This window comes from Plantactinospora sp. BC1 (assembly GCF_003030345.1).
Taxonomy (GTDB): domain Bacteria; phylum Actinomycetota; class Actinomycetes; order Mycobacteriales; family Micromonosporaceae; genus Plantactinospora.
Genome location: NZ_CP028158.1, coordinates 6355549 through 6375801 on the forward strand (window position 1 = coordinate 6355549; position 20253 = coordinate 6375801).

Genomic DNA, 20253 nt, shown 5'->3' on the forward strand with positions numbered 1-20253 from the left:
CGGCCCCCTTCGATTCGGATGTCGACCCGTCGACCCGAGCCGGAGCCGGCAACCGAAGATCTGCCGACGGTCGGCCGCCGGCCGACCCCCGGGTCGATCACTCCGGTGGCCGCCACTGGGCCGCCACGCTCGCCGCGCTGCCCAGCAGCCGGGGCGTGATGGTGCCGAGGGCGGCGTCCCGGGCCCGCAGCGCCAGCCGCCCCCGGGCCTGCAACACCGCCGACATCCGCCGGGTCTGCCGGACCACGGTCACCGTCCGGGGCCGGCGTAGCCGGTTGTACGACTCGACCGCCTCGCGCAGCGGCGCACCCGGGATCGCCTCCCGGAGCACCGAACGCAGCGTCGCGGCGTCCTCCAGGGCCAGGCAGGCGCCCTGACCCAGGTGGTGCGGCATCGCGTGCGCGGAATCGCCGATCAGCACCACCCCGCCGGTGCCGGCCGGGAAGCCGTACGCGCGGGGCAGCGGGCGCAGCTCGCGTACCTCCTGCTGGACCAGGTCCTCCGGTTCCGTGGCGGCGAGCAGCTCGCCGATCGGCGCCGGCCAGTTCGCGAACCAGCGGCGGAGCAGGGCGAGCTGGGTTGCCGGCGGCTCCGGCCGGGACGCCCCGGCCGCCGTCGCCACCCAGTAGATCCCGCCCCGGGTGGAGCCGCCGGAGGCGCCGCGGTCACCCAGCGAGGCCGCGACGAACCGGTAACCGGCGCCGAGCGTCTCGCCGTCCACCGGCCGGTCGGCCGGCAGCTGGGGTGCCCGGTACCACGGGATGACCGCCCGCCACGCCGCGCAGCCGGAGCTGACCACGGTGGCCTCCGGCGCCAACCGGCGGCGGACCGCGCTGTCGATGCCGTCGGCGGCGACGACCAGGTCGGCCTCGTAGCTGGCGCGCCCGTCGCCGATCACCGGCCGGTCGCCGTCGCCGACCCGGACGGTCCGGACCTCGACGCCGGTGCGGATCTCCACCCGGTCGCCGAGGCCGGCGACCAGCGCGTCGTGCAGGTCCTCCCGGTGTACGACGACCGGCGCGCGCTCACCGAGCCCGGGGCGGGGCTGCACCAGCCAGTGCCCGTCGGGGCGCCGAACCCCGACGTCGGGCAGCGGCGTCGCGATCGCGGCCAGCCCCTCGCCGAGGCCGAGGGCGCGCAGCGCGCGTACCCCGTTGGGCCAGAGCACCAGCGCGGTGCGCTCGGCGCGTACCCGGTCGTCCCGCTCCAGCAGGGTCACCTGCCATCCGGAGCGGGCCAGTGCACCGGCGGTCGCCAGTCCGCCGATTCCGGCGCCCACCACCACGGCCGTACGCATCGGGCCGGCTCCCCCGCTCAACGGTCCCGGTCGGCGGTCCCCGGCGCGGCACCGGCGTCGGCGGGCTCGCCGTCCCGCGCGGCGGCCGGCTCTGCGGGGGCGGCCGACTCCACGGAGGTCTCGGACGATCCGGCCGGAGCCGGCGGCCGGGCCCCGCCGTCGCCCTCGGAGGCGTCGCGCCCCGAGTCGTCGTGTCCGGAGTCGTCGCGCCCGGCCGGGTCCGCTCCGTCCGGCTCGGCCGCTCCGTCCGGCCCCTCGGCCCCGCCCGGCTCCTCGGGCGGCGGGACCTCCCCGGTGGACTGGAAGTGCCGGAACTGCTCCTCCGTCACCACCCGGTACGCGCTCGGCGCACCGACCGCGGCCGGCTCCCGGGAGACGTCGACCTGCGACACGTCGCTGGTGGCGGCGTCGCCCGCGCCGAGCGGGGCGGGCACGCCGCCGACCGGCACGAGGTACTCCTGCGGCCCCCGGACCCGGAGGAAGTAGACCAGCGCGCCGAGGAAGACCAGGACGGCGGTCCAGACGTTGAGCCGGGTGCCGAGGATCTCGGTCGCCGCGTCGGTACGCATCATCTCGATCCAGAACCGGCCAGCGGTGTAACCCATCACGTAGAGCGCGAACGCCCGGCCCCGGCCGAGCTTGAGTCGCCGGTCGAGCAGCAGGACCAGGCCGGCGACGCCGACGTTCCAGAGCGCCTCGTAGAGGAAGGTCGGGTGGAAGAGCCCGGGTTCGAGGATCGGGTTGCCGCTGTCGTCGCGGAGCGCGTGCCCGGGATTGGTCGGGTCCATCCGGTGGATCTCCAGGCCCCACGGCAGCGAGGTCTGCCCGCCGAACAGCTCGTTGTTGAACCAGTTGCCGATCCGGCCGACGGCCTGGGCCAGCGGCATGCCCGGGGCGAGCGCGTCGGCGACCACGGTCAGCGGCAGGCCGAGCTGCCGCGCGGCGAGCCAGGCACCGACGGCGCCGCCCGCGACGGCGCCCCAGATGCCGAGCCCGCCCTCCCAGATGTAGAGGGCCCTGAGCGGCTCACCGCCCTCGCCGAAGTAGGAGCCGGGTGAGGTGATCACGTGGTAGATCCGGGCGCCGACGATGCCGAACGGCACCGCCCAGACGGCGATGTCCAGCACCGCCCAGGGGGCGACGCCACGGCGGCGCAGTCGCAGCTCGGTCACCACGCAGGCGACCACGATCCCGAGCACGATGCAGAGTGCGTACGCCCGGATCGGCACCGGCCCGAGCTGCCACACGGCGGTGGCGGGGCTCGGCAGGGCCGCCTGAGGAGAGAGCGAGGCGAGGGTCACGGGTGCACAGGCTACCGTCGCTACCCCTGCCGGCGGCACCCCGGTCCGGTTGCGTACCCCGGGCGATTCCCGCCTGCTTCGTCCCGACAGGTACGACGAACTGCCCCGTCGTCCTTTTTCGCGGTGAACTCCGCCGGCTTCCGGACCGCGCGGATCACCCCGTCAGCGTCGGACGGCGCGGACGCCCTCGGCGAGTTCGGCGCTGAGCCGGCCCAGCTCGGCCAGCCCGGCCGCCTCGTCGGGAGCGTCCAGCACGCAACGGACCAGGGCGCTGCCCACGATCACCCCGTCGGCGTACCGGCCGATCTCGGCGGCCTGATCGCCGGTGCTGACGCCGAGCCCCACCCCGACCGGCAGGGAGCTGATCGCCCGGACCCGGCCGACCAGGGTCGGTGCGGCGTCCGAGGTCTTCTCCCGGGCGCCGGTCACCCCCATCAGCGCGGTGGCGTAGACGAAGCCCCGGCAGTGTTCGAGGGTCATCGACAACCGTCGGTCGGTCGAGGAGGGCGCGACCAGGAACGTCCGGTCCAGCCCGTACGCGTCGGAGGCGGCCAGCCACTCGCCGGCCTCCTCCGGGATCAGGTCCGGGGTGATCAGGCCGGTGCCCCCGGCGGCGGCGAGGTCCCGGGCGAAGGCGTCGACGCCGTAGCGCTCGATCGGGTTCCAGTAGGTCATGGTGACCACCGGGGCCCCGGTCGCGGCGACCGCCTCGATGATCCGCAACGCGTCGCGGGTGCGTACCCCGCCGGCCAGCGCGATGTCGCTGGCCCGCTGGATGACCGGACCGTCCATCACCGGGTCGGAGTAGGGGATCTCCAGCTCGACCACGTCGACCCCGGCGTCGACCATCGCCCGCATCGCGGCGATGCTGCCGTCCACGGTCGGGAAGCCGGCCGGCATGCAGCCGACCAGCAGCGCCCGCCCCTCGGCCCGGGCCTTCTCGAAGGCGACCCCGATGCCCCGCTCGGCCGTGGTGGCCATCTCGCTCACCCCTGGTCCCCGTCGAGGATGCCGAAGTACTCCCCGGCGGTGTGCACGTCCTTGTCGCCCCGGCCGGAGAGGTTGACCACGATGGTGGGCTCGCGGCCCAGCTCGGCGGTGAGCTCAGGGATGATCTTGAGCGTACCGGCGAGCGCGTGGGAACTCTCGATCGCCGGGATGATCCCCTCGGTCCGGCAGAGCAGCTGGAACGCCTCCATCGCCTCCGCATCGGTGACCGGCGCGTACCGGGCCCGCCCCGCGTCGTTGAGCCAGGCGTGTTCCGGCCCGACACCGGGATAGTCCAGCCCGGCCGAGATCGAGTGCGACTCGACCGTCTGCCCGTCGGCGTCCTGGAGCACGTAGGTGCGGGTGCCGTGCAGTACCCCCGAGGAGCCGCCGGTGATGCTCGCCGCGTGCCGCCCGGTCTCGACCCCGTCGCCGCCGGCCTCGAAGCCGTAGAGCCGCACGTCGGCGTCGGGCACGAAGGCGTGGAAGATGCCGAGCGCGTTGGAGCCGCCGCCGACGCAGGCGGTCACCGCGTCCGGCAGCGCCCCGGTCAGCTCCAGGCACTGCTGCCGGGCCTCCACCCCGATGCCCCGGACGAACTGGCGGACCATCGCCGGGAACGGGTGCGGGCCGGCGGTGGTGCCGATCAGGTAGTGCGTCCGGTCGACATTGGCCACCCAGTCCCGCATCGCCTCGTTCATCGCGTCCTTGAGGGTGCGCGAGCCGGCGGTCACCGGGACGACGGTGGCACCGAGCATCCGCATCCGGGCGACGTTGAGGGCCTGCCGCTGGGTGTCCACCTCACCCATGTAGACCACGCACTCGAGGTCCAGGTACGCCGCCGCGGTCGCGCTGGCGACCCCGTGCTGGCCGGCACCGGTCTCGGCGATCACCCGGGGCTTGCCCATCCGCTTGGTGAGCAGCGCCTGGCCGAGCACGTTGCGGACCTTGTGCGCGCCGGTGTGGTTCAGGTCCTCCCGCTTGAGCAGCACCCGCGCCCCGACCCGGGCGGAGAGCCGCTCGGCCCGGTAGAGCAGCGACGGGATGTTGGCGTACTCGCGCAGCAGCCGGGTGAACTCGGCGGTGAACGACTCGTCGGCGAGCGCCTCCCGGTACGCCGTGTCGAGTTCGTCGAGCGCGGCGACCAGCGCCTCCGGGACGAACCGGCCGCCGTACGGGCCGAAGTGCCCGGCGAGGTCGGGCAGGGTGGGTGCGCTCATGCCGGCTCTCCGCTTCGCTGGCTCATCGGACCGGCCGGGGGGTCGCCGGGTGGTTGCCGGCGTTCACCAGTTCGGCCACCGCCTCGCGGGGACTCTTCTGGGTGACCAGCCCCTCGCCGACGAGTACGGCGTCGGCGCCCGCCGAGGCGTACCGGATCAGGTCGTGCGGGCCGCGTACCCCGGACTCGGCGATCTTGACGACGTTGTTCGGCAGGCCCGGGGCGATCCGCTCGAAGACCGACCGGTCGACCTCCAGGGTGCGCAGGTTGCGGGCGTTCACCCCGATCACCCGGGCACCCGCCTCCAGGGCGCGGTCCGCCTCCTCCTCGTCGTGCACCTCGACCAGCGCGGTCATCCCGAGCGACTCGATCCGCTCCAGGAGGCCGACCAGCACGTTCTGCTCCAGCGCGGCGACGATCAGCAGGACCAGGTCGGCACCGTGCGCCCGCGCCTCGTGCACCTGATAGCTGGAGACGACGAAGTCCTTGCGGAGCACGGGGATGTCCACCGCGGTCCGGACCGCCGCCAGGTCCTCCAGCGACCCGCCGAACCAGCGCCCCTCGGTGAGCACGCTGATGCAGCGCGCCCCACCGGCGGCATAGTCACCGGCCAGGTCGGCCGGGTCGGCGATCTCGGCGAGCTGACCCTTGGACGGCGACGAGCGCTTCACCTCGGCGATCACTCCGACGCCGGGGCGGCGCAGTGCCGCGTACGCGTCCCGGGGTGGCGCGGCCGCCGCCGCGAGTTCCTTGATCTGCTCCAGCGGCACCTGTTCCTGCCGCCGTGCGACGTCCTCGCGGACTCCGGCGAGGATCTCGTCGAGCACGTTGGCGGACGTGGCCGATCCGGCTTCGTCTCCCGCCGCGTGCGGATGCTCAGCAGTCACCAACGGACTCCCCTCTCCGGGTGTCATGGGCCGATGCTAGGCGTCGCCACGGGGCGGACGCCCTCGGGGGTATGGCGTGCTTCACGAGATGGGCTGCGGCATAATGGCCGACCCTGTGAGCGGGCTATCACGCTGCGCCATCGCGGCGAACCGGGGCCCGTCCGGCTGTGACCGAGATCAAGGAAGCGACGCCCGGCACCGGAGGTTGTCCCGGATGGTGGGCCGGTACCCGGACGAACCGTTGATCCGGGGGTGACCGACCGGAAACACCGGATGGGCACCATCAACGTCGGGCACACTGGTCGCGGGACCGCCGCCGACCAGCCGGATCGATTTCGTGCGGGGAAGACCATGAGCGCTGCGAAGCCTGACTCGACCATCGACCTGACCAGCATTCCCCGGGCCGTGCTCTCCGTCGCGGTCGGCATGGTGCACAGCGTCGAGCGGGCGGTGATCGGCGACGCCCGGATCCGGACCGCCCGGGGCAACGCCTGGGAGGCGATCTGCGCGGACCGGGAGCGGGCGATGCGCCGGGACGAGATCCGGGCCCTGGTGGCGGCGCTCGCCGCCGCGCCGCCGGTCGTGCCCGCGACCGTCGCCGCCCCGGCTCGGCCGGCCACCGGAGAGGTCGCCGCCGGCACGCCGACACCCGCCCCGACCACCGGCCGCCCCGTCGCCGGGCGACGCGGCTCGACCGCAGGCCGCCCCGCCGCGCCCCGCGCCTCGACCACCACCCGCTCCGCCGCCGCGCCCCGCGCCTCGACCACCGGCCGGGCCGCCGCGTCCCGCGGCTCGACCGTCGCCCGCCAGCCGGTCAGCTGACCGTCGGATCCTCACCCCGGTCCAGCGCGTCCCAGGCGGCCGTCGTGCGCCGGGCGTCCACCCGGCCGTCGGGGGCGGCCACCGCACTCTCCCGGCCCGCCCCGGCCGGCCGGGCCCGCTCGTAGCGGGCACCCATCACCGGCCACCCCGCGCCCCGCACGGCCGTGAAGCCGCCGGCCGCGCCGGCCAGCAGGCCACCCAGCACGCAGAGCAGCGGCCAGCCGACACTGACCTCGCCGCCGGTGCCGAACCCGGCGTAGCCGGCACCGACCGCCACCCCGACGCCGAGCAACGCCAGCACCGCGCCGACCAGCCGGCGCCCGATCCCCCGGGTGCCGAGCACCGCTCCGGCGGCGGCCAGCCCGACCAGGGCCAGCGCCGGTAGCCAGGGCAGCAGGTCACCGCCGGTCCGGGTCACCCGTCCGGGCGGCAGCGGGGCCGGGCGGGCGGTCAGCTCGACCGACCAGGTCCGGGTCGCCGCGAAGACCGCGAGGCCGGCGCCGAGCAGGCAGAGCAGCACCGCGTACGCCAACTCCCGCCGCCCCACCGCCCGTGCCCCGCCGGCCGGTGCCGCCCCGGGCCCCGGGGACGCGTCGGCGTCGGGTGGCGCCGGGGCCGGTCCCTCGGCGGGTACCGGAGTGGCACCCATCGGTCGCTCGGGGTTCATCGGGCCGGCCGGAGCGTTTCCGCCGCCGCGATCGCGGCGAGTACCGCAGCCGCCTTGCTCCGGGTCTCCCGGTCCTCGGCGGCCGGATCGGAGTCGGCGACGATCCCGGCACCGGCCTGGACGTACGCCCGGCCACGGCGGATCAGCGCGGTCCGGATCGCGATCGCCATGTCCAGGTCGCCACCGAAGCCGAAGTAGCCGACCGTGCCGCCGTACAGGCCGCGACGGGTCGGCTCCAGCTCCTCGATGATCTCCATCGCGCGCACCTTCGGGGCGCCGGAGAGGGTACCGGCCGGGAAGGTGGCGGCGAGCGCGTCGAACGCCGTCCGGTCCTCCCGCAGCGTCCCGACCACGGTGGAGACGATGTGCATGACGTGGCTGTACCGCTCGATGGTGGCGAACTCCGGCACCTCGACCGTGCCCGGCCGGCAGACCCGACCCAGGTCGTTGCGGCCCAGGTCGACCAGCATCACGTGCTCGGCCCGCTCCTTCGGGTCGGCGAGCAGCTCGGCGGCGAGCCGGCCGTCGTCGGCCGGGCTGCCGCCCCGGGGCCGGGTGCCGGCGATCGGGTGCAGCATCGCCCGGCGCTGGCCGTCCGCGCCGGTGCTCACCTTCAGGTGCGCCTCCGGGGACGACCCGACGATGTCGAAGTCGTCGAAGCGGAGCAGGTACATGTACGGGCTCGGGTTGGTGGCCCGGAGCACCCGGTAGACGTCCAGCGGATCGGCCCGGGTCTCCCGCTCGAAGCGCTGGGCCAGCACGATCTGGAAGCACTCGCCGGCCCGGATCGCCTCCTTGGCCACCTCGACCGCCTTCGGGTACTCCCCGTCGGCGGTCCGGCTGAACACCTCGCCCGGGGAGGGCCGGTCGACGGTGGCGATCATCGGCGGGATCGGCCGGGACAGCGCGGTGGTCATCGCGTCCAGCCGGCCGACCGCCTGGTGGTACGCCGCCGTCACCTGGGCCGCCCACTCCGGGTCCTCCCCGCCGGCACCGGCCGCCGGACCGCCGGCCGTGCCGTCCGGTGGTGCCGGCAGCAGGGCGTTCGCCACCAGGATCGCCGAGCCGTCGAAGTGGTCCAGCACGACCAGGTCGGTGGCGAGCATCATGCCCAGCTCGGGCAGGCGCAGGTCGTCCTCGGTCAGCGACGGCAGCCGCTCGAACCGGCGTACGACGTCGTAGCCGAGGTAGCCGACCATGCCGCCGAGCAGGGGTGGCATGGGGCCCTGCCCGGCTCCGACCGGGTCGGCGGCGGCCGGGCCGGTCAGTGCCGCCACGGTGGCCCGGAGCACCGCCATCGGGTCGCCACCGGTCGGCAGCCCGGTGGGGGGCGTGCCGAGCCAGTGCGCCTGGCCGCCCCGCTCGACCAGGGTGGCGGCGCTGCGTACCCCCACGAAGGAGTAGCGCGACCAGGCGATCCCGGCCGCGCCGGCACCCTGCTCCGCCGACTCCAGCAGGAAGGTCCCCGGGCCGCCGGCCAGCTTGCGGTAGACCCCGACCGGGGTCTCCCCGTCGGCGAGCAGTCGCCGGACCACCGGCACCACCCGCCGGGTCCGGGCCAGCTCGCGGAAGGTCGCCTCGTCCGGGCTCACCGCTCCGGTGGTCATCGGGTCACCGCCCCAGCCTCGGTCATGTCGCCGGTCCGGCGGAGGTCGCCCCGGTGACCGGCAGTTCGTCGGAGAAGCAGGTCCAGCTTCCGGTGTGGCAGGCCGCACCGACCTGGTCGACGCTGACCAGCAGGGCGTCGCCGTCGCAGTCCAGCGCCACGGAGCGGACGTACTGGTGGTGGCCGGAGGTGTCGCCCTTGACCCAGTATTCCCGCCGGCTGCGCGACCAGTAGGTGGCCCGACCGGTGGTGAGGGTGCGGTGCAGCGCCTCGTCGTCCATCCAGGCGACCATCAGCACGTCGCCGGTGTCGTGCGCCCGGACCACGGCGGTGACCAGTCCGTCGGGGTTGCGGCGCAGGCGCGTGGCGATCGCCGGGTCGAGGGCCGAGGGTCGCGCGGGGCCGCCGCGCGCCGGCCCGGGCGCGGTCGCCGGGGAGAGATCGGGTACGGGCATAGTTCCCGATTGTTTCGCACGCGGCGCCGGAACTGTCGACCCGTCCCCGCCGCCGCCCGCCGAAGTGGCCCGCGCCACGCCGCCCGGGGTGCCGTCCGTCCCCGGTGGGGTGGGCGTCCCGGTCCGGTCCGGGCGGACGAGTTGGTCGACGTAGCGGTCGAGCCGGCCGTCGCGCAGGGCGGCGGCGAGATCCGGCCCGACCACCCCGGCCAGTTCCTCGGCGTACGGGCGGGCCAGTGCCACGGTGCCGGCCACCAGGCGGTGCGCGGCGGAGTGCAGCCGGGGCAGGGTGTCGGGGCGCAACCCGAGGCAGCTGAGCATGTCGTCGCGGTAGCGCTCCGGTGCGACCGGCAGGTCCAGCGCGGCGGCCAGCGCGTCCCGCCGGCTGGCCACCGTGACCGTCGGGTTGGCGAGCCGGAGCACCGAGGGGCAGCGCCGGGCCAGTTCGGCGGCGGCGAGCCGGGCCTCGTACTCGGCACCGCTGGCGCAGGCGCCGCCGACCTTGCCGAGCGCGGCGACGAGTTCCTCCAGATCCGGCTCGGCGGGGCGCTGGCGGATCTCGGTGACGTCGACGGAGGACCGCCATGCGCCGTGTGCCCAGAGTAACCGTGCGGGCGCGACGACCGGCAGTCCGAAGGACCATTCGGCGGGCCGGTCGAGCCGTTCGAGCCACGATTCGACGTCCCGTACGGCGACCGACAGGTGGGTCAGCCGGTCGCCGGTCTCCACGAGGAAGGCCGGGTACGCGGCGTACGGTCCCCCGCTGACCAGGACATCGATGTCCACGTCGCTGTACGGGGTGGCGGCGCCCCGGGCATAGCTGCCGCGCAGCAGAACCCCGACGACGGGCGGGCCGGGCAGCCGGCGCAGCCGGTCCGTCCAGTCGTCGAGGAACCCGAGTTGCCGTAACGGACCGTGATCCACGGCGTCATCGTGCCGCAGGTCCGATCATGACGCAACGCCCGATCATGCTTCGCCTGGGCGTTTCGTCCGTTATCTGCCGATAAATCGCATTGACTGCTCCGGATAGCGCTCGCCGGCCGCCGCCCCGACCGGTATCGCGGCGGAGAGCTGGGCCACCTGCTCGCCGGTGAGCCGCAGGTCGACGGCGGCGGCGTTCTCCTCCAGGTAACCGACCCGCTTGGTGCCGGGGATCGGCAGGATGTCGTCGCCCTGGGCGAGCAGCCAGGCCAGTGCCGCCTGGGCCGGCGTACAGCCGATCTCGGCGGCCACCGCCCGGACCCGGTCGACCAGTTCCAGGTTGGTGTCGAGGTTCTCCTCGGCGAACCGGGGCGCCCGGCTGCGGAAGTCCTCGGCACCGAGCTGTTCCCGGCTGTTGATCGTCCCGGTCAGCAGCCCCCGGCCCATCGGCGAGTACGCCACCAACGCCACGCCGAGGTCCCGGCAGGTCGCCAGCATCTCCTGCTCGACGTCCCGGCTGAACAGCGAGTACTCCATCTGCACCGCCGCCACCGGATGCACGGCGTGCGCGGCCCGCAGCGTCGCCGGGCTCACCTCGGAGAGCCCGATGAACCGCACCTTGCCGTCCACCACCAGCTCGGCCATCGCCCCGACGGTCTCCTCGATCGGGGTCTCCGGGTTGCGCCGGTGCAGGTAGTAGAGGTCGATGGTGTCGACACCGAGCCGGGCCAGCGAGGCGTCGCACGCCTGGTGGGCCCACGCCCCGGAGCTGTCGACGTACGCCCCCGGGGAGGCGGTGGTGCTCCCCTCGCCGGTGAACCGGTTGCCGAACTTGGTGGCCAGGAACACCTCGTCGCGGCGCTTGCGCAGCACCGGGCCGAGCAGTTCCTCGTTGTGCCCCCGCCCGTACATGTCGGCGGTGTCCAGGTGGTTGATCCCGAGGTCGAGGGCCCGGTGCAGGGTCCGGGTCGACTCCTCGTCGTCCCGGGTCCCGTACGCCATGCTCATCCCCATACAGCCGAGCCCGATGGCCGAGACCTCCGGTCCGATGGCACCGATCCTGCGCTTGTGCATCGCTTCCGCTCCGTCCGCCGTACGTTCCGTCCTGCCCGGTCCAGGTTTCCACCGCACCGCCGGGCGGGTCATCCGGGACCGGTACCCGCTCCCCGCCGGTCGGAAAACCGGCCGGCCCGATCGACGATTGTCCGCCGGCAAGATTTCATCTAGCGTTGATTTCAACACTTGATGAGTTTCGCAGGGAGGCATCATGGAGACCGCGATCGAGGTCCGCGACCTCGTCGTGACGCGCGGGAAACGGCAGGTCCTGCACGGGATCGGCTGCACCGTCCCGCGCGGGAGCGTCACCGGGCTACTCGGCCCGAGCGGCAGCGGCAAGACCACGCTGTTGCGGGCCATCGTCGGCGTGCAGATCGTGTCCGGCGGCACCGTCACCGTGCTCGGCGAGCCGGCCGGAGCCCGTGGCCTGCGGCGACGCCTCGGATATCTGACCCAGGCACCGAGCGTCTATCCGGACCTGACCGTCCGGGAGAACACCCGCTACTTCGGCCGGCTGCACGGCGTCGGCCGGTCCGACGCCGACCGGGCGATCGCCGACGTCGGCCTGGCCGACGCGGCCGACCAGCTCGTCGGCACCCTCTCCGGCGGCCAGCGCAGCCGGGCCTCGCTGGCCTGTGCCCTGGTCGGCCGCCCCGAGGTGGTGATCCTCGACGAGCCGACGGTCGGGCAGGACCCGGTGCTCCGGGCCGAGCTGTGGCAGCGGTTCCACGCTATGGCCGCCGAGGGGACCACGCTGCTGGTCTCCAGTCACGTGATGGACGAGGCGGCCCGGTGCGACCGGCTGCTGCTGATCCGGGAGGGCCGGCTGATCGCCGACGACACCGTCCCGGCGGTACGCGCGGCGGCCGGCACCGACGACCTGGAGGAGGCGTTCCTGCGGCTGATCAGGGCGAACGAGCTGGCCGACGGGGACCGGTTGGCCGGCAGCGGCGATCGGAGGGCGGGACGGTGAACCTGCGGATCCTCGCCGTCACCACCGGTCGCATCCTGCGCCAACTGCGACACGACCGGCGTACCGTGGCGATGCTGCTGGTGGTGCCGGTGGTGCTGCTCACCCTGCTCTACCACATGTTCGGCGACCAGCCGGCGCCGCCGGGACAGCCGGCCGTCTTCGACCGGATCGCCCTGGTCATGCTCGGCGTCTTCCCGTTCGTGATCATGTTCCTGGTCACCAGCATCGCCATGTTGCGCGAGCGCACCTCCGGCACGCTGGAACGGCTGCTCACCACCCCGCTGGGCAAACTCGACCTGCTCTTCGGCTACGGCCTCGCGTTCGGACTGGCCGCCGCGGTCCAGGCCGGTGTCGCGGCCGGCGCGGCGTACTGGCTCTTCGACCTCTCCACCGCCGGCAACCCCGGGCTGGTGGTGCTGATCGCGGTGGTCAACGCCGTACTCGGGGTCGCGCTGGGGCTCTTCTGCAGCGCCTTCGCCCAGACCGAGTTCCAGGCCGTACAGTTCATGCCGGTCGTGGTGATCCCGCAGATCCTGCTCTGCGGCCTGTTCGTCGCCCGCGACCAGATGGCCGGCTGGCTACAGGTGATCAGCGACGCGCTGCCCCTGTCGTACGCGGTCGAGGCGCTACAGGAGGTCGGCGCGCACGCCGAGCCGACCGGCACGATGTGGCGGGACGTGGCGGTGGTGGCCGCGGCGGTGGTGGTCGCTCTGGTGCTCGCGGCGGCCACGCTTCGGCGGCGTACCGGCTGAGGCGTCCGGCACCGGTCGGCGCCCACTGCGGGAGGCGCCGACCGGTGCCGGAGGAACGAGCACGAGGACGGCGATGGCACGACGGAGCGGACGGCGACCGGGCAACCCCGACACCCGGGAGAGCATCCTGAGAGCCGCCCGGGAGGCGTTCGCCGAACGCGGTTTCGACCACACCTCGATCCGGGCCATCGCGACCGCCGCCGGAGTCGACCCGGCGCTGGTCCACCACTACTTCGGCACCAAGGACCAGCTCTTCCTCGCCACCATCGACATCCCGTTCGACCCGCAGGAGCTGCTGCCGCAGATCGCCGCCGGTGGGCTCGACGGGATCGGCGAACGGCTGGTCCGGACGTTCCTGCGGGTCTGGGACTCCCCCGCCGGCACCGCCGGGGTCGCGCTGTTCCGGTCCGCGATGAACAACGAGTGGACCGCCCGGCTGCTCCGGGAGTTCCTGGAGACCCAGGTGCTGCGCCGGGCGACCGGGCTGCTCGAGATCGACCCGGCCGAGGCACCGCTGCGCTCGTCGCTGGTCGCCACCCAGATGGCCGGCATGGTCATCGTCCGGTACATCCTGCGGCTGGAGCCGCTCGCCTCGGCGCCGCCGGACGTCGTGGTCGCGGCGGTGGGGCCGACCATCCAGCGTTATCTGACCGGGGACGTCACCCGGCTCACCGCCCGGCCGGCGGATCCCGGCTCGCCGGGCGGACCGCGCCCCGGCACGCCGGGCGGGACGCGGCAGGACGGCTGACCCGGAGGGCTAGCGGTCGGACCAGACCTGGCCGGGGGTGCTGCCGAGCGGCCACTCCCGGTCCGGGCGCTGCGCCTGGTGCCGCCGCCGGCAGAGCACGGGATGCAGCAGCTCGGCCAGCTCCGCCTGGCCGGTCAGCGGGCGGGGGAAGGCGAGCCGGGCCCGGCAGCGGGTAGCGCGTCCGCCGAGGGCCACCACCATGCCGTACCGGTCGAGCCGGACCACCCGGGGCGGCGGCTCGTCCGCCCCGCCCGGCGGTACGAGGTCGCCGAGCTGGCGCCGGAGGAAGGCGGCGATCTCCGGCCCGTGGTGGTCCGCGAGGTCGGCGAGGAGGTCCCGTTCCAGCGGGTGCAGCGGGTCCGGCTCGGCGGCGGCGTACTCGGCCGGCTCGACGTGTCGCACGGTGCCGGCACGTTCGAGCCGGATCTCGGCCGGCTCGAACCGGTGCAGCGTGAAGCCCCGGCCGACGTCCAGCAGGTCTCCGGTCGGCACCACCTCGGCGAAGTCGATGGCGGCCTGCCGCGCCTCGACCCCGGTCAGCGGCTCCGGCCAGCCGGAGATCCAGACCCGGCCGAGCGGGGGCGCCCCGGCGGCCGGCGGCAGGTCGCGGACGTCGAGCACCAGTGCGGTGCCCCGGCCGCTCCTGCCGGGCCGGAGTGCGGCGGCCAGGTCGCTGACGATCGAGACGAGCAGCAGGATCCGGCCGGACGGGTCGGTGGCGTGCCGGACCTGGTGCGGTCCGGGCCGGTAGGCGACCTGGGCGGTGCCGGCGAGCCGACCGGCGGCCAGGGTACGGGCCACCTCCGCGGAGCTGGGCTGCATGACGTCGACCTCCGGCGGAGTTAGCCTGTCCTTAGTAAGGGGAGGCTAACCTATCGGACGGTCGGCGTCCATCTCACCGCCGGCACCGTTCGCCGCCGCTACCGGGTCTGCTCCAACCAGGAGGCATAGAGCAGGCCGTAGACCGACTGCGGGTCGCTGACCAGCTCCTCGTGCGGACCCCGCTGCACGATCCGGCCCCGGTCCACCACGATCACCTCGTCGGCGGCCTGCGCGGTGGAGAGCCGGTGCGCGATCGCCACCGTGGTCCGGCCCCGGGTCACCGCGTCCAGGGTGCGTTGCAGGCGTACCTCGGTGGCCGGGTCGACCGCGCTGGTCGCCTCGTCCAGCACCAGCAGGTCCGGGTCGGCCACGTACGCCCGGGCCAGCGCGACCAACTGCCGCTCGCCCACACTGAGTGCCTCGCCGCGCTCACCCACCGGCGTCGCCAGCCCGAGCGGCAGCCCCTCCACCCAGTCGCCGAGACCGAGTTCGGTGAAGGCCGACGCCAGCTCCTCGTCGGTCAGCTCCGGCCGGCCAAACCGGACGTTCTCCGCCACCGTGGAGTCGAAGAGGAAGCCGTCCTGCGGCACCATCACCACCCGGGAGCGCAGCGAACCGAACCGGACCCGGTCCAGCCGCACCCCGGAGAGCAGCACCGCCCCGCCGGACGGGTCCATCAGCCGGGTCAGCAGCTTCGCGAAGGTGGTCTTGCCGCTGCCGGTCTCGCCGACCACCGCCACCCGGGTCTTGGCCGGGATGTCCACGTTGACGTCGACCAGCACCGGCGGGCCGCCCGGATAGTGGTATTCGACGTCGGCGAAGCGGATGTCGATCGGCCCGGCCGGCAGGTCGACGCCCTGCTCCCCCGGGTCCGCCACGTCCGGCGCCACGTCGAGTACGTCCAGCACCCGCCGCCAGCCCGCCACCGCGTTCTGCGCCTCGTTGAGCACCTCGGTGGCGATCTGCACCGGCTGGATGAAGAGGGTGACCAGGAAGAGGAAGGCGGTCAGCTCGCCGATGCCGAGCGAACCGTCGACACCCAGCTTGACGCCGAGCACCACCACCCCGGCCAGGGCCAGCCCGGCGGCGATCTCGCCGGTCGAGAAGCTGATCACGCTGGTCCGGATCGCCCGCTGCTGTGCCCGGCGCTGCGCCTCGATGGTCCGGTCCAGCCGCTCGGCCGTCCGGCCGGAGACCCCGTACGCCCGGATCACCGGCGCGCCCACCACGCTCTCCGAGACCGCCGCCAGCATCGCGCCGAGCCGCTGCCGGACCACCCCGTACGCGGCGGCGAGCCGCTTCTGGAAGACCCGGATCACCGCCACGGCGGGGACGAACGCGGCGAACACCACCAGGGTCAACTGCCAGGAGTAGACCGCCATCACCACCGTGGTCACCACCACCTGACCGAGGTTGATCAGGAGGATCACCCCGCCCCACTGGAGGAACTGGGTGATCTGGTCCACGTCGCTGGTGACCCGGGAGACCAGCGAGCCGCGCCGCTCCGCCTGCTGGTGCAGCGTCGACAGGTCGTGCACGTGCCGGAAGGCCCGCACCCGCACCCCGGCCAGCGCCGTCTCGCTGACCGTGAAGAGCCGGCGCATCATCAGATAGCCGCAGATGGTGGTCACCACCAGCACCGCCGCGGTCGCCGCGACCACGATGCCGACCACCCCGATGTCCGGCCCGCCCGGTGCGCGCAGCCCCCGGTCGATGCCCTGCTGGATCGCCACCGGCACGGCGGCCCGGCCGACCATCGAGACCAGGGCCAGCGCGAGGGTGCCGGCGAGTCCGGTACGCAGTTCCGGGGAGAGCGCCAGCCCTCGCCGAAAGGTCCCCCAGGCGCTCTCCGCCCGCTCCGGTACCGCCCCGGCCGTGGTCGTACTCACGCGTCCACCTCTTCGCCCCGGCGGGTCGCCGGATCCTCGTACGCCCGCTCGCGTTCCCGCTCCGCCTCGGCCCGCTCGTACGCGGTTACCAGCGCCGCGTAGCCGGGCGTGGTACGCAGCAGCGTGGCGTGGGTGCCCCGGCCGACCACCCGGCCGTGCTCGACGTAGACCACCTCGTCGGCGAGCGCGATCGTCGCCCGCCGGTACGCCACCACCAGGATCGACGCCCCCGGTCCCGGCGGGCTGTCGGCGTCGGTCGACTCCGACCGCCCGCCGCGCAGCGCGGCCAGGATCGCCGCCTCCACCCTCGGGTCGACCGCGCTGGTGGCGTCGTCCAGCACCAGCAGCCGGGGCCGGCCGGCCAGCGCCCGGGCCAGGGTGAGTCGCTGCCGCTGGCCGCCGGAGAGCGCCGCGCCGCGCTCGCCGACCAGGGTGTCCAGGGCCTCGGGCAGCGCCGCCACGAAGCCGTCCGCCTCGGCCAGCCGCAGCGCCGCCCAGACGTCGTCGTCGGTGATGCCGTCCCGGCCGAGGGTGATGTTCTCCCGGATGGTGTCGTCGAAGACGAACGGCACCTGGGCGACCAGCGCGGTGTTGCCGGCGAGCGAGGCGGCGGTGAGGGAGCGCAGGTCGACCCCGTCCAGGGTCACCGTGCCGGCGTCCGGGTCGACCAGCCGTACCGCGAGGGAGACGATCGTCGACTTGCCGGAGCCGGTGGGCCCGACCAGCGCCACGGTGCGGCCGGCCGGAACGGTGAACGAGACGTCGTGCAGCACCGGTACCGGCCCGGCCGGCGTCGGCTCGGCGGGTGCCGGTCCGGTCGGCGGTGCCACCCCGACGGGCCTCGCCGCGGTTTCCGGTTCCTCGATGGCGAGGCCCGGTTCGGCGGGGGCGGTCGGCGGCGGGGGTTCGGCGGGGGCGTACCCGAAGGTGACCCGGTCGAAGACGAGGGTGGCCGGACGGCCGTCCCGGCGGTCCAGCGTGGTGTCGCCGTACGGCATCTGGCCGGTGGCGGTGAGCACGGTCTGCAACCGGTCCCAGCCGGCGACGCTGCGCGGCAGTTCGGCGAGGACCCAGCCGATCGCCCGGACCGGGAAGGCCAGCACGGTGAAGAGGAACGCCACGCTGACCAGTTCGGTGATGGTGACCGCACCCTGGCTCAACCGGGCGGCGCCGACCAGCAGCACCGCCAGGGTGCCGAGGCTGGGCAGGGTCTCCAGCATCGGGTCGAAGACGCCCCGGAGCCGACCGACCGAGATCAGCGCGTCCCGCAGCTCACCGGCCTGGGCGGCGAACCGGGTCGTCTCCCGGGCCTCCTGGCCCATGGTCTTGACCACCAGCGCGCCGTCGAAACTCTCGTGGGCGATCGCGCTGACCTCGGCGCGCATCTGCTGCGCGCGGGCCTGCCGGGGCGCCATGCGTCGGGAGTAGACGACGTTCAGGGCGAAGAGCGCGGGGAAGATCGCCACGCCGACCAGCGCGAGTACCCAGTCGGTGAAGAAGAGCGAGCCCATCGCCGCGACCAGCATCACCAGGGTGCCGACCGCGAACGGCAGCGGCGCGATCGGGAACCAGGCGGCCTCCACGTCGGAGTTGGCGTTGGAGAGCAGGGTGCCGGTGGCGTGCCGGTGGTGCCAGGAGAGCGGCAGCTCCAGGTAGCGGCGGGTGATCCGGCGCCGGTAGCTGGCCTGCAATCGGTACTGCATGAAGCCGGCGCCGAGCCGGCGACCGAACATTCCCAGTACCCGGCCGAGGCTGACCGCGAGCAGCGCACCGGCGCCGAGCAGTACCGCGGCCAGGTCGACCCGGCCGGTCTCCAGCGACGGCACCACCACGTCGCCGACGACGGCGCCGACCACGTACGCGCTCGCGATGATCAACAGGCTGTAGAGAACGCTGCCGCCGACCGCCACCGCGAAGATCCGTGGCTCGTCGCGGATCGCGTAGCCGAGGACCCTGATCCCCCGCACGAGTATGTCCCGGCTTGTCTTGCCCGCCACGCTCTCCCCCGCCGTAAGCCTCTTGCGTCCAGCTCATCCTTACTGATCAGGCGCGGGCTTGACGAACCGATTGGCCGGGGTGATACCGACTCGGCCCTGATTGTGTCTGCTGTCACAACCTGTTCCCCGGTGCCGGACCGCGCGCGCAACGGATACGAACCGGCGGTGGCACACCGGTCGGCCGGATCGGGATTACGATCAAGACATGCCCCGCTACGCGGACACGGAGCGACAGTCGCTGGCCGATCTCCTCCTGGCGATCGGGCCGGACGGACCGACGATCATCCCCGAGTGGGCCGCGAAAGACCTCGCCGCCCACCTGGTGGTCCGGGAACGCCGCCCGGACGCGGCGGCCGGCCTGCTCCTCCCGCCGTTGCGGGCGCACGGGACACGGGTCCAGGCGGCGATGGCCGGCCGGCCCTACCCGGCCCTGGTCGAGCTGGTCCGGCGCCCGCCCCGGTGGAGCCCGCTGGCGCTGCCGCCGATCGACGAGCTGGCGAACCTGGTCGAGTACTTCGTGCACCACGAGGACGTCCGGCGGGCCCGGCCCGACTGGCAGCCCCGGGAGCTTCCGGCCGGGCAGCGGGCCGCGCTCTGGAAGCGCATCCCGGCGATGGCCCGGATGTCGCTGCGCCGGTTTCCGGCCGCCCTGCTGATCCAGGCGCCGGAGCACGGCGAGACCACCGCCGGGGCCGGCGGCGAGCAGCTCCGGATGGTCGGGTCCCCCGGCGAGCTGATGATGTTCCTGTTCGGCCGGCAGCGCGCCGCCCGGGTGCAACTGGTCGGTCCGACCGCGCTCACCGAGCGGTTACGTACCGCGAAACTCGGGATCTGAACCAGGAACCCGCCGTCCTGCCGATGCGCGCCCTCGCCCTGGCGTGGCTGACCCGGCCACCCTTCCCGGAACGGGTCAGCGCGCACGTCGGGCAGGTGGGGCCGCAGTCCACCCGGTGGGCCAGCGAACTCGGCCTGGTCGGCAGCCCCGCCGCGGCCCGCCGGCTGGACCGGGCGAACGCGGCCGAGCTGGCCGGCCGGACCTGCCCGGACGCCCGGCCCGAGCAGCTCCGGCTGCTCGCCGACCTGTTCAGCTGGCTCTTCACCTTCGACGACCGCTGCGACGACGACGGCCTGGGCGACGACCCGGCCCGGCTCGCCCCGGTCGTCGGGCAGCTGCTCGACGTCCTCGACCTGCGCGGCGGGCCGGCCTCGCCGGGCTCGACCGCCGTCGCCGGCCCGACCGCCGCCGGCCTGCACGACCTCTGCCGACGGGTACGCGCACACGGCCCGCCCCGGCTGCTGCTCCGGTTCGCCGCCCAGATGCGGGACTACCTGCTGGCGCTGCTCTGGGAGGCGGCCAACCGGGAGCGGGACCGGGTACCCGCGGTCGCCGAGTACCTCCAGATGCGCCGGCACACCGGTGCGGTACGCCCCAGCTTCACCCTGACCGACCTGGCGTACGGCGGACTGGCCGAGGCGATCTGCCGGGCCGACCTGGAGGCGTCCCACCTGGACGACCTCGCCGCCGACCTGGTCTGCTGGTGCAACGACGTCTTCTCGTACGCCAAGGAGCGCCGGCAGGGCCGGGACGGGCACAACCTGATCGTCGTACTCGCCCGGGAGGCGGGGCGGGAGGAGCGGGCCGGACTCCTCGACGCGGCCCACCGGTTCAACGCCGGGCTGCGGGCGTACCTGAGGTTGGAGTCGGCGCTGCTGGCCGGCGGCGACCCCGACACCCTGCGGTTCGTCACCGCCCGCCGGGCCTGGATCCGGGGCAGTTACGACTGGTCCCTGGGCGCGGGCCGCTACCACTGAACCGACCCCCGTGGCGTGGCCGGCGCGCCCCCGACCGGCCGG

Annotated in this window: 16 protein-coding genes and 4 pseudogenes; 6 read left to right on the top strand and 14 right to left on the bottom strand. The window is 74.4% G+C overall.

Annotation, left to right across the window (positions count from 1 at the left end; genetic code table 11):
* Window positions 1–97 precede the first annotated feature (97 nt).
* From C6361_RS27895 to trpC, 5 genes are all read right to left on the bottom strand, one after another.
* Window positions 98–1297 (bottom strand): NAD(P)/FAD-dependent oxidoreductase, encoded by a 1200-nt coding sequence (locus tag C6361_RS27895; protein ID WP_107261253.1) that lies wholly within the window; start codon window positions 1295–1297, stop codon window positions 98–100.
* A gap of 17 nt (window positions 1298–1314) precedes the next feature.
* The gene (lgt, locus tag C6361_RS27900) at window positions 1315–2598 is read right to left on the bottom strand and encodes a prolipoprotein diacylglyceryl transferase (protein ID WP_107269525.1); all 1284 of its coding nucleotides are present in this window, start codon (window positions 2596–2598) and stop codon (window positions 1315–1317) included.
* A gap of 162 nt (window positions 2599–2760) precedes the next feature.
* Entirely contained in the window at window positions 2761–3579 is an 819-nt protein-coding gene (gene trpA / locus C6361_RS27905) for a tryptophan synthase subunit alpha (protein ID WP_107271227.1), read from the bottom strand.
* Window positions 3580–3584: 5 nt separating this feature from the next.
* A complete protein-coding gene (gene trpB / locus C6361_RS27910; RefSeq protein WP_107269526.1) occupies window positions 3585–4805 on the bottom strand; it encodes a tryptophan synthase subunit beta in 1221 nt (406 codons plus the stop codon).
* A gap of 22 nt (window positions 4806–4827) precedes the next feature.
* Window positions 4828–5631 carry an indole-3-glycerol phosphate synthase TrpC gene (gene trpC / locus C6361_RS27915; RefSeq protein ID WP_199853574.1) on the bottom strand — a complete coding sequence of 268 codons (804 nt, stop codon included), beginning with the start codon at window positions 5629–5631 and terminating at the stop codon, window positions 4828–4830.
* Between the two features lie 411 nt (window positions 5632–6042).
* Here trpC and C6361_RS27920 point away from each other — a divergent pair.
* Window positions 6043–6261, top strand: a pseudogene (locus C6361_RS27920) (hypothetical protein); the annotation flags it as partial.
* A 244-nt stretch (window positions 6262–6505) separates the two neighbouring features.
* Here the strand turns inward: C6361_RS27920 and C6361_RS27925 are convergent.
* The 5 genes and pseudogenes from C6361_RS27925 to C6361_RS27940 all read right to left on the bottom strand — a co-directional run bounded on the left by C6361_RS27925 (window position 6506) and on the right by C6361_RS27940 (window position 11236).
* Entirely contained in the window at window positions 6506–7162 is a 657-nt protein-coding gene (locus C6361_RS27925; RefSeq protein ID WP_107269527.1) for a Trp biosynthesis-associated membrane protein, read from the bottom strand.
* 14 nt (window positions 7163–7176) lie between these two features.
* Window positions 7177–8787, bottom strand: a complete 1611-nt coding sequence (locus tag C6361_RS27930) for an anthranilate synthase component I (RefSeq protein WP_107269528.1) — start codon at window positions 8785–8787, stop codon at window positions 7177–7179.
* A gap of 22 nt (window positions 8788–8809) precedes the next feature.
* Window positions 8810–9241 carry a phosphoribosyl-AMP cyclohydrolase gene (gene hisI, locus C6361_RS38395; RefSeq protein WP_234359669.1) on the bottom strand — a complete coding sequence of 144 codons (432 nt, stop codon included), beginning with the start codon at window positions 9239–9241 and terminating at the stop codon, window positions 8810–8812.
* Window positions 9242–9478: 237 nt separating this feature from the next.
* Window positions 9479–10165, bottom strand: a pseudogene (locus C6361_RS38400) (nucleotidyltransferase domain-containing protein); the annotation flags it as partial.
* A 69-nt stretch (window positions 10166–10234) separates the two neighbouring features.
* Window positions 10235–11236: an aldo/keto reductase gene (locus tag C6361_RS27940; RefSeq protein ID WP_107269530.1), complete on the bottom strand. Its 1002-nt coding sequence runs from the start codon at window positions 11234–11236 to the stop codon at window positions 10235–10237.
* Window positions 11237–11429: 193 nt separating this feature from the next.
* Here C6361_RS27940 and C6361_RS27945 point away from each other — a divergent pair, with 193 nt between their 5' ends.
* The 3 genes from C6361_RS27945 to C6361_RS27955 all read left to right on the top strand — a co-directional run bounded on the left by C6361_RS27945 (window position 11430) and on the right by C6361_RS27955 (window position 13691).
* Window positions 11430–12191 carry an ABC transporter ATP-binding protein gene (locus C6361_RS27945; RefSeq protein ID WP_107261269.1) on the top strand — a complete coding sequence of 254 codons (762 nt, stop codon included), beginning with the start codon at window positions 11430–11432 and terminating at the stop codon, window positions 12189–12191.
* A complete protein-coding gene (locus C6361_RS27950; protein WP_107261271.1) occupies window positions 12188–12943 on the top strand; it encodes an ABC transporter permease in 756 nt (251 codons plus the stop codon). The genes C6361_RS27945 and C6361_RS27950 overlap by 4 nt, the downstream gene beginning before the upstream one ends.
* A 73-nt stretch (window positions 12944–13016) precedes the next feature.
* Window positions 13017–13691, top strand: coding sequence for a TetR family transcriptional regulator (locus tag C6361_RS27955; RefSeq protein WP_107261273.1), 675 nt, complete (start codon window positions 13017–13019; stop codon window positions 13689–13691).
* A gap of 9 nt (window positions 13692–13700) precedes the next feature.
* Here the strand turns inward: C6361_RS27955 and C6361_RS27960 are convergent, their stop codons facing one another.
* The 4 genes and pseudogenes from C6361_RS27960 to C6361_RS39295 form a co-directional block, all read right to left on the bottom strand.
* Entirely contained in the window at window positions 13701–14513 is an 813-nt protein-coding gene (locus C6361_RS27960; protein WP_234359054.1) for a DUF2470 domain-containing protein, read from the bottom strand.
* Window positions 14514–14611: 98 nt separating this feature from the next.
* Window positions 14612–16402, bottom strand: coding sequence for an ABC transporter ATP-binding protein (locus tag C6361_RS27965; RefSeq protein WP_107269531.1), 1791 nt, complete (start codon window positions 16400–16402; stop codon window positions 14612–14614).
* A pseudogene (locus C6361_RS39290) lies at window positions 16399–17178 on the bottom strand (ABC transporter ATP-binding protein); the annotation flags it as partial. The gene C6361_RS27965 and the pseudogene C6361_RS39290, both read right to left, overlap by 4 nt.
* Window positions 17179–17289: 111 nt before the next feature.
* A pseudogene (locus tag C6361_RS39295) lies at window positions 17290–18399 on the bottom strand (ABC transporter transmembrane domain-containing protein); the annotation flags it as partial.
* Window positions 18400–18604: 205 nt separating this feature from the next.
* Between C6361_RS39295 and C6361_RS27975 the strand changes: the two are divergent.
* A complete protein-coding gene (locus C6361_RS27975) occupies window positions 18605–19234 on the top strand; it encodes a TIGR03085 family metal-binding protein (RefSeq protein WP_107261293.1) in 630 nt (209 codons plus the stop codon).
* A gap of 23 nt (window positions 19235–19257) precedes the next feature.
* Window positions 19258–20211 carry a terpene synthase gene (locus tag C6361_RS27980; protein WP_107269533.1) on the top strand — a complete coding sequence of 318 codons (954 nt, stop codon included), beginning with the start codon at window positions 19258–19260 and terminating at the stop codon, window positions 20209–20211.
* The last annotated feature ends 42 nt before the right edge of the window (window positions 20212–20253 follow it).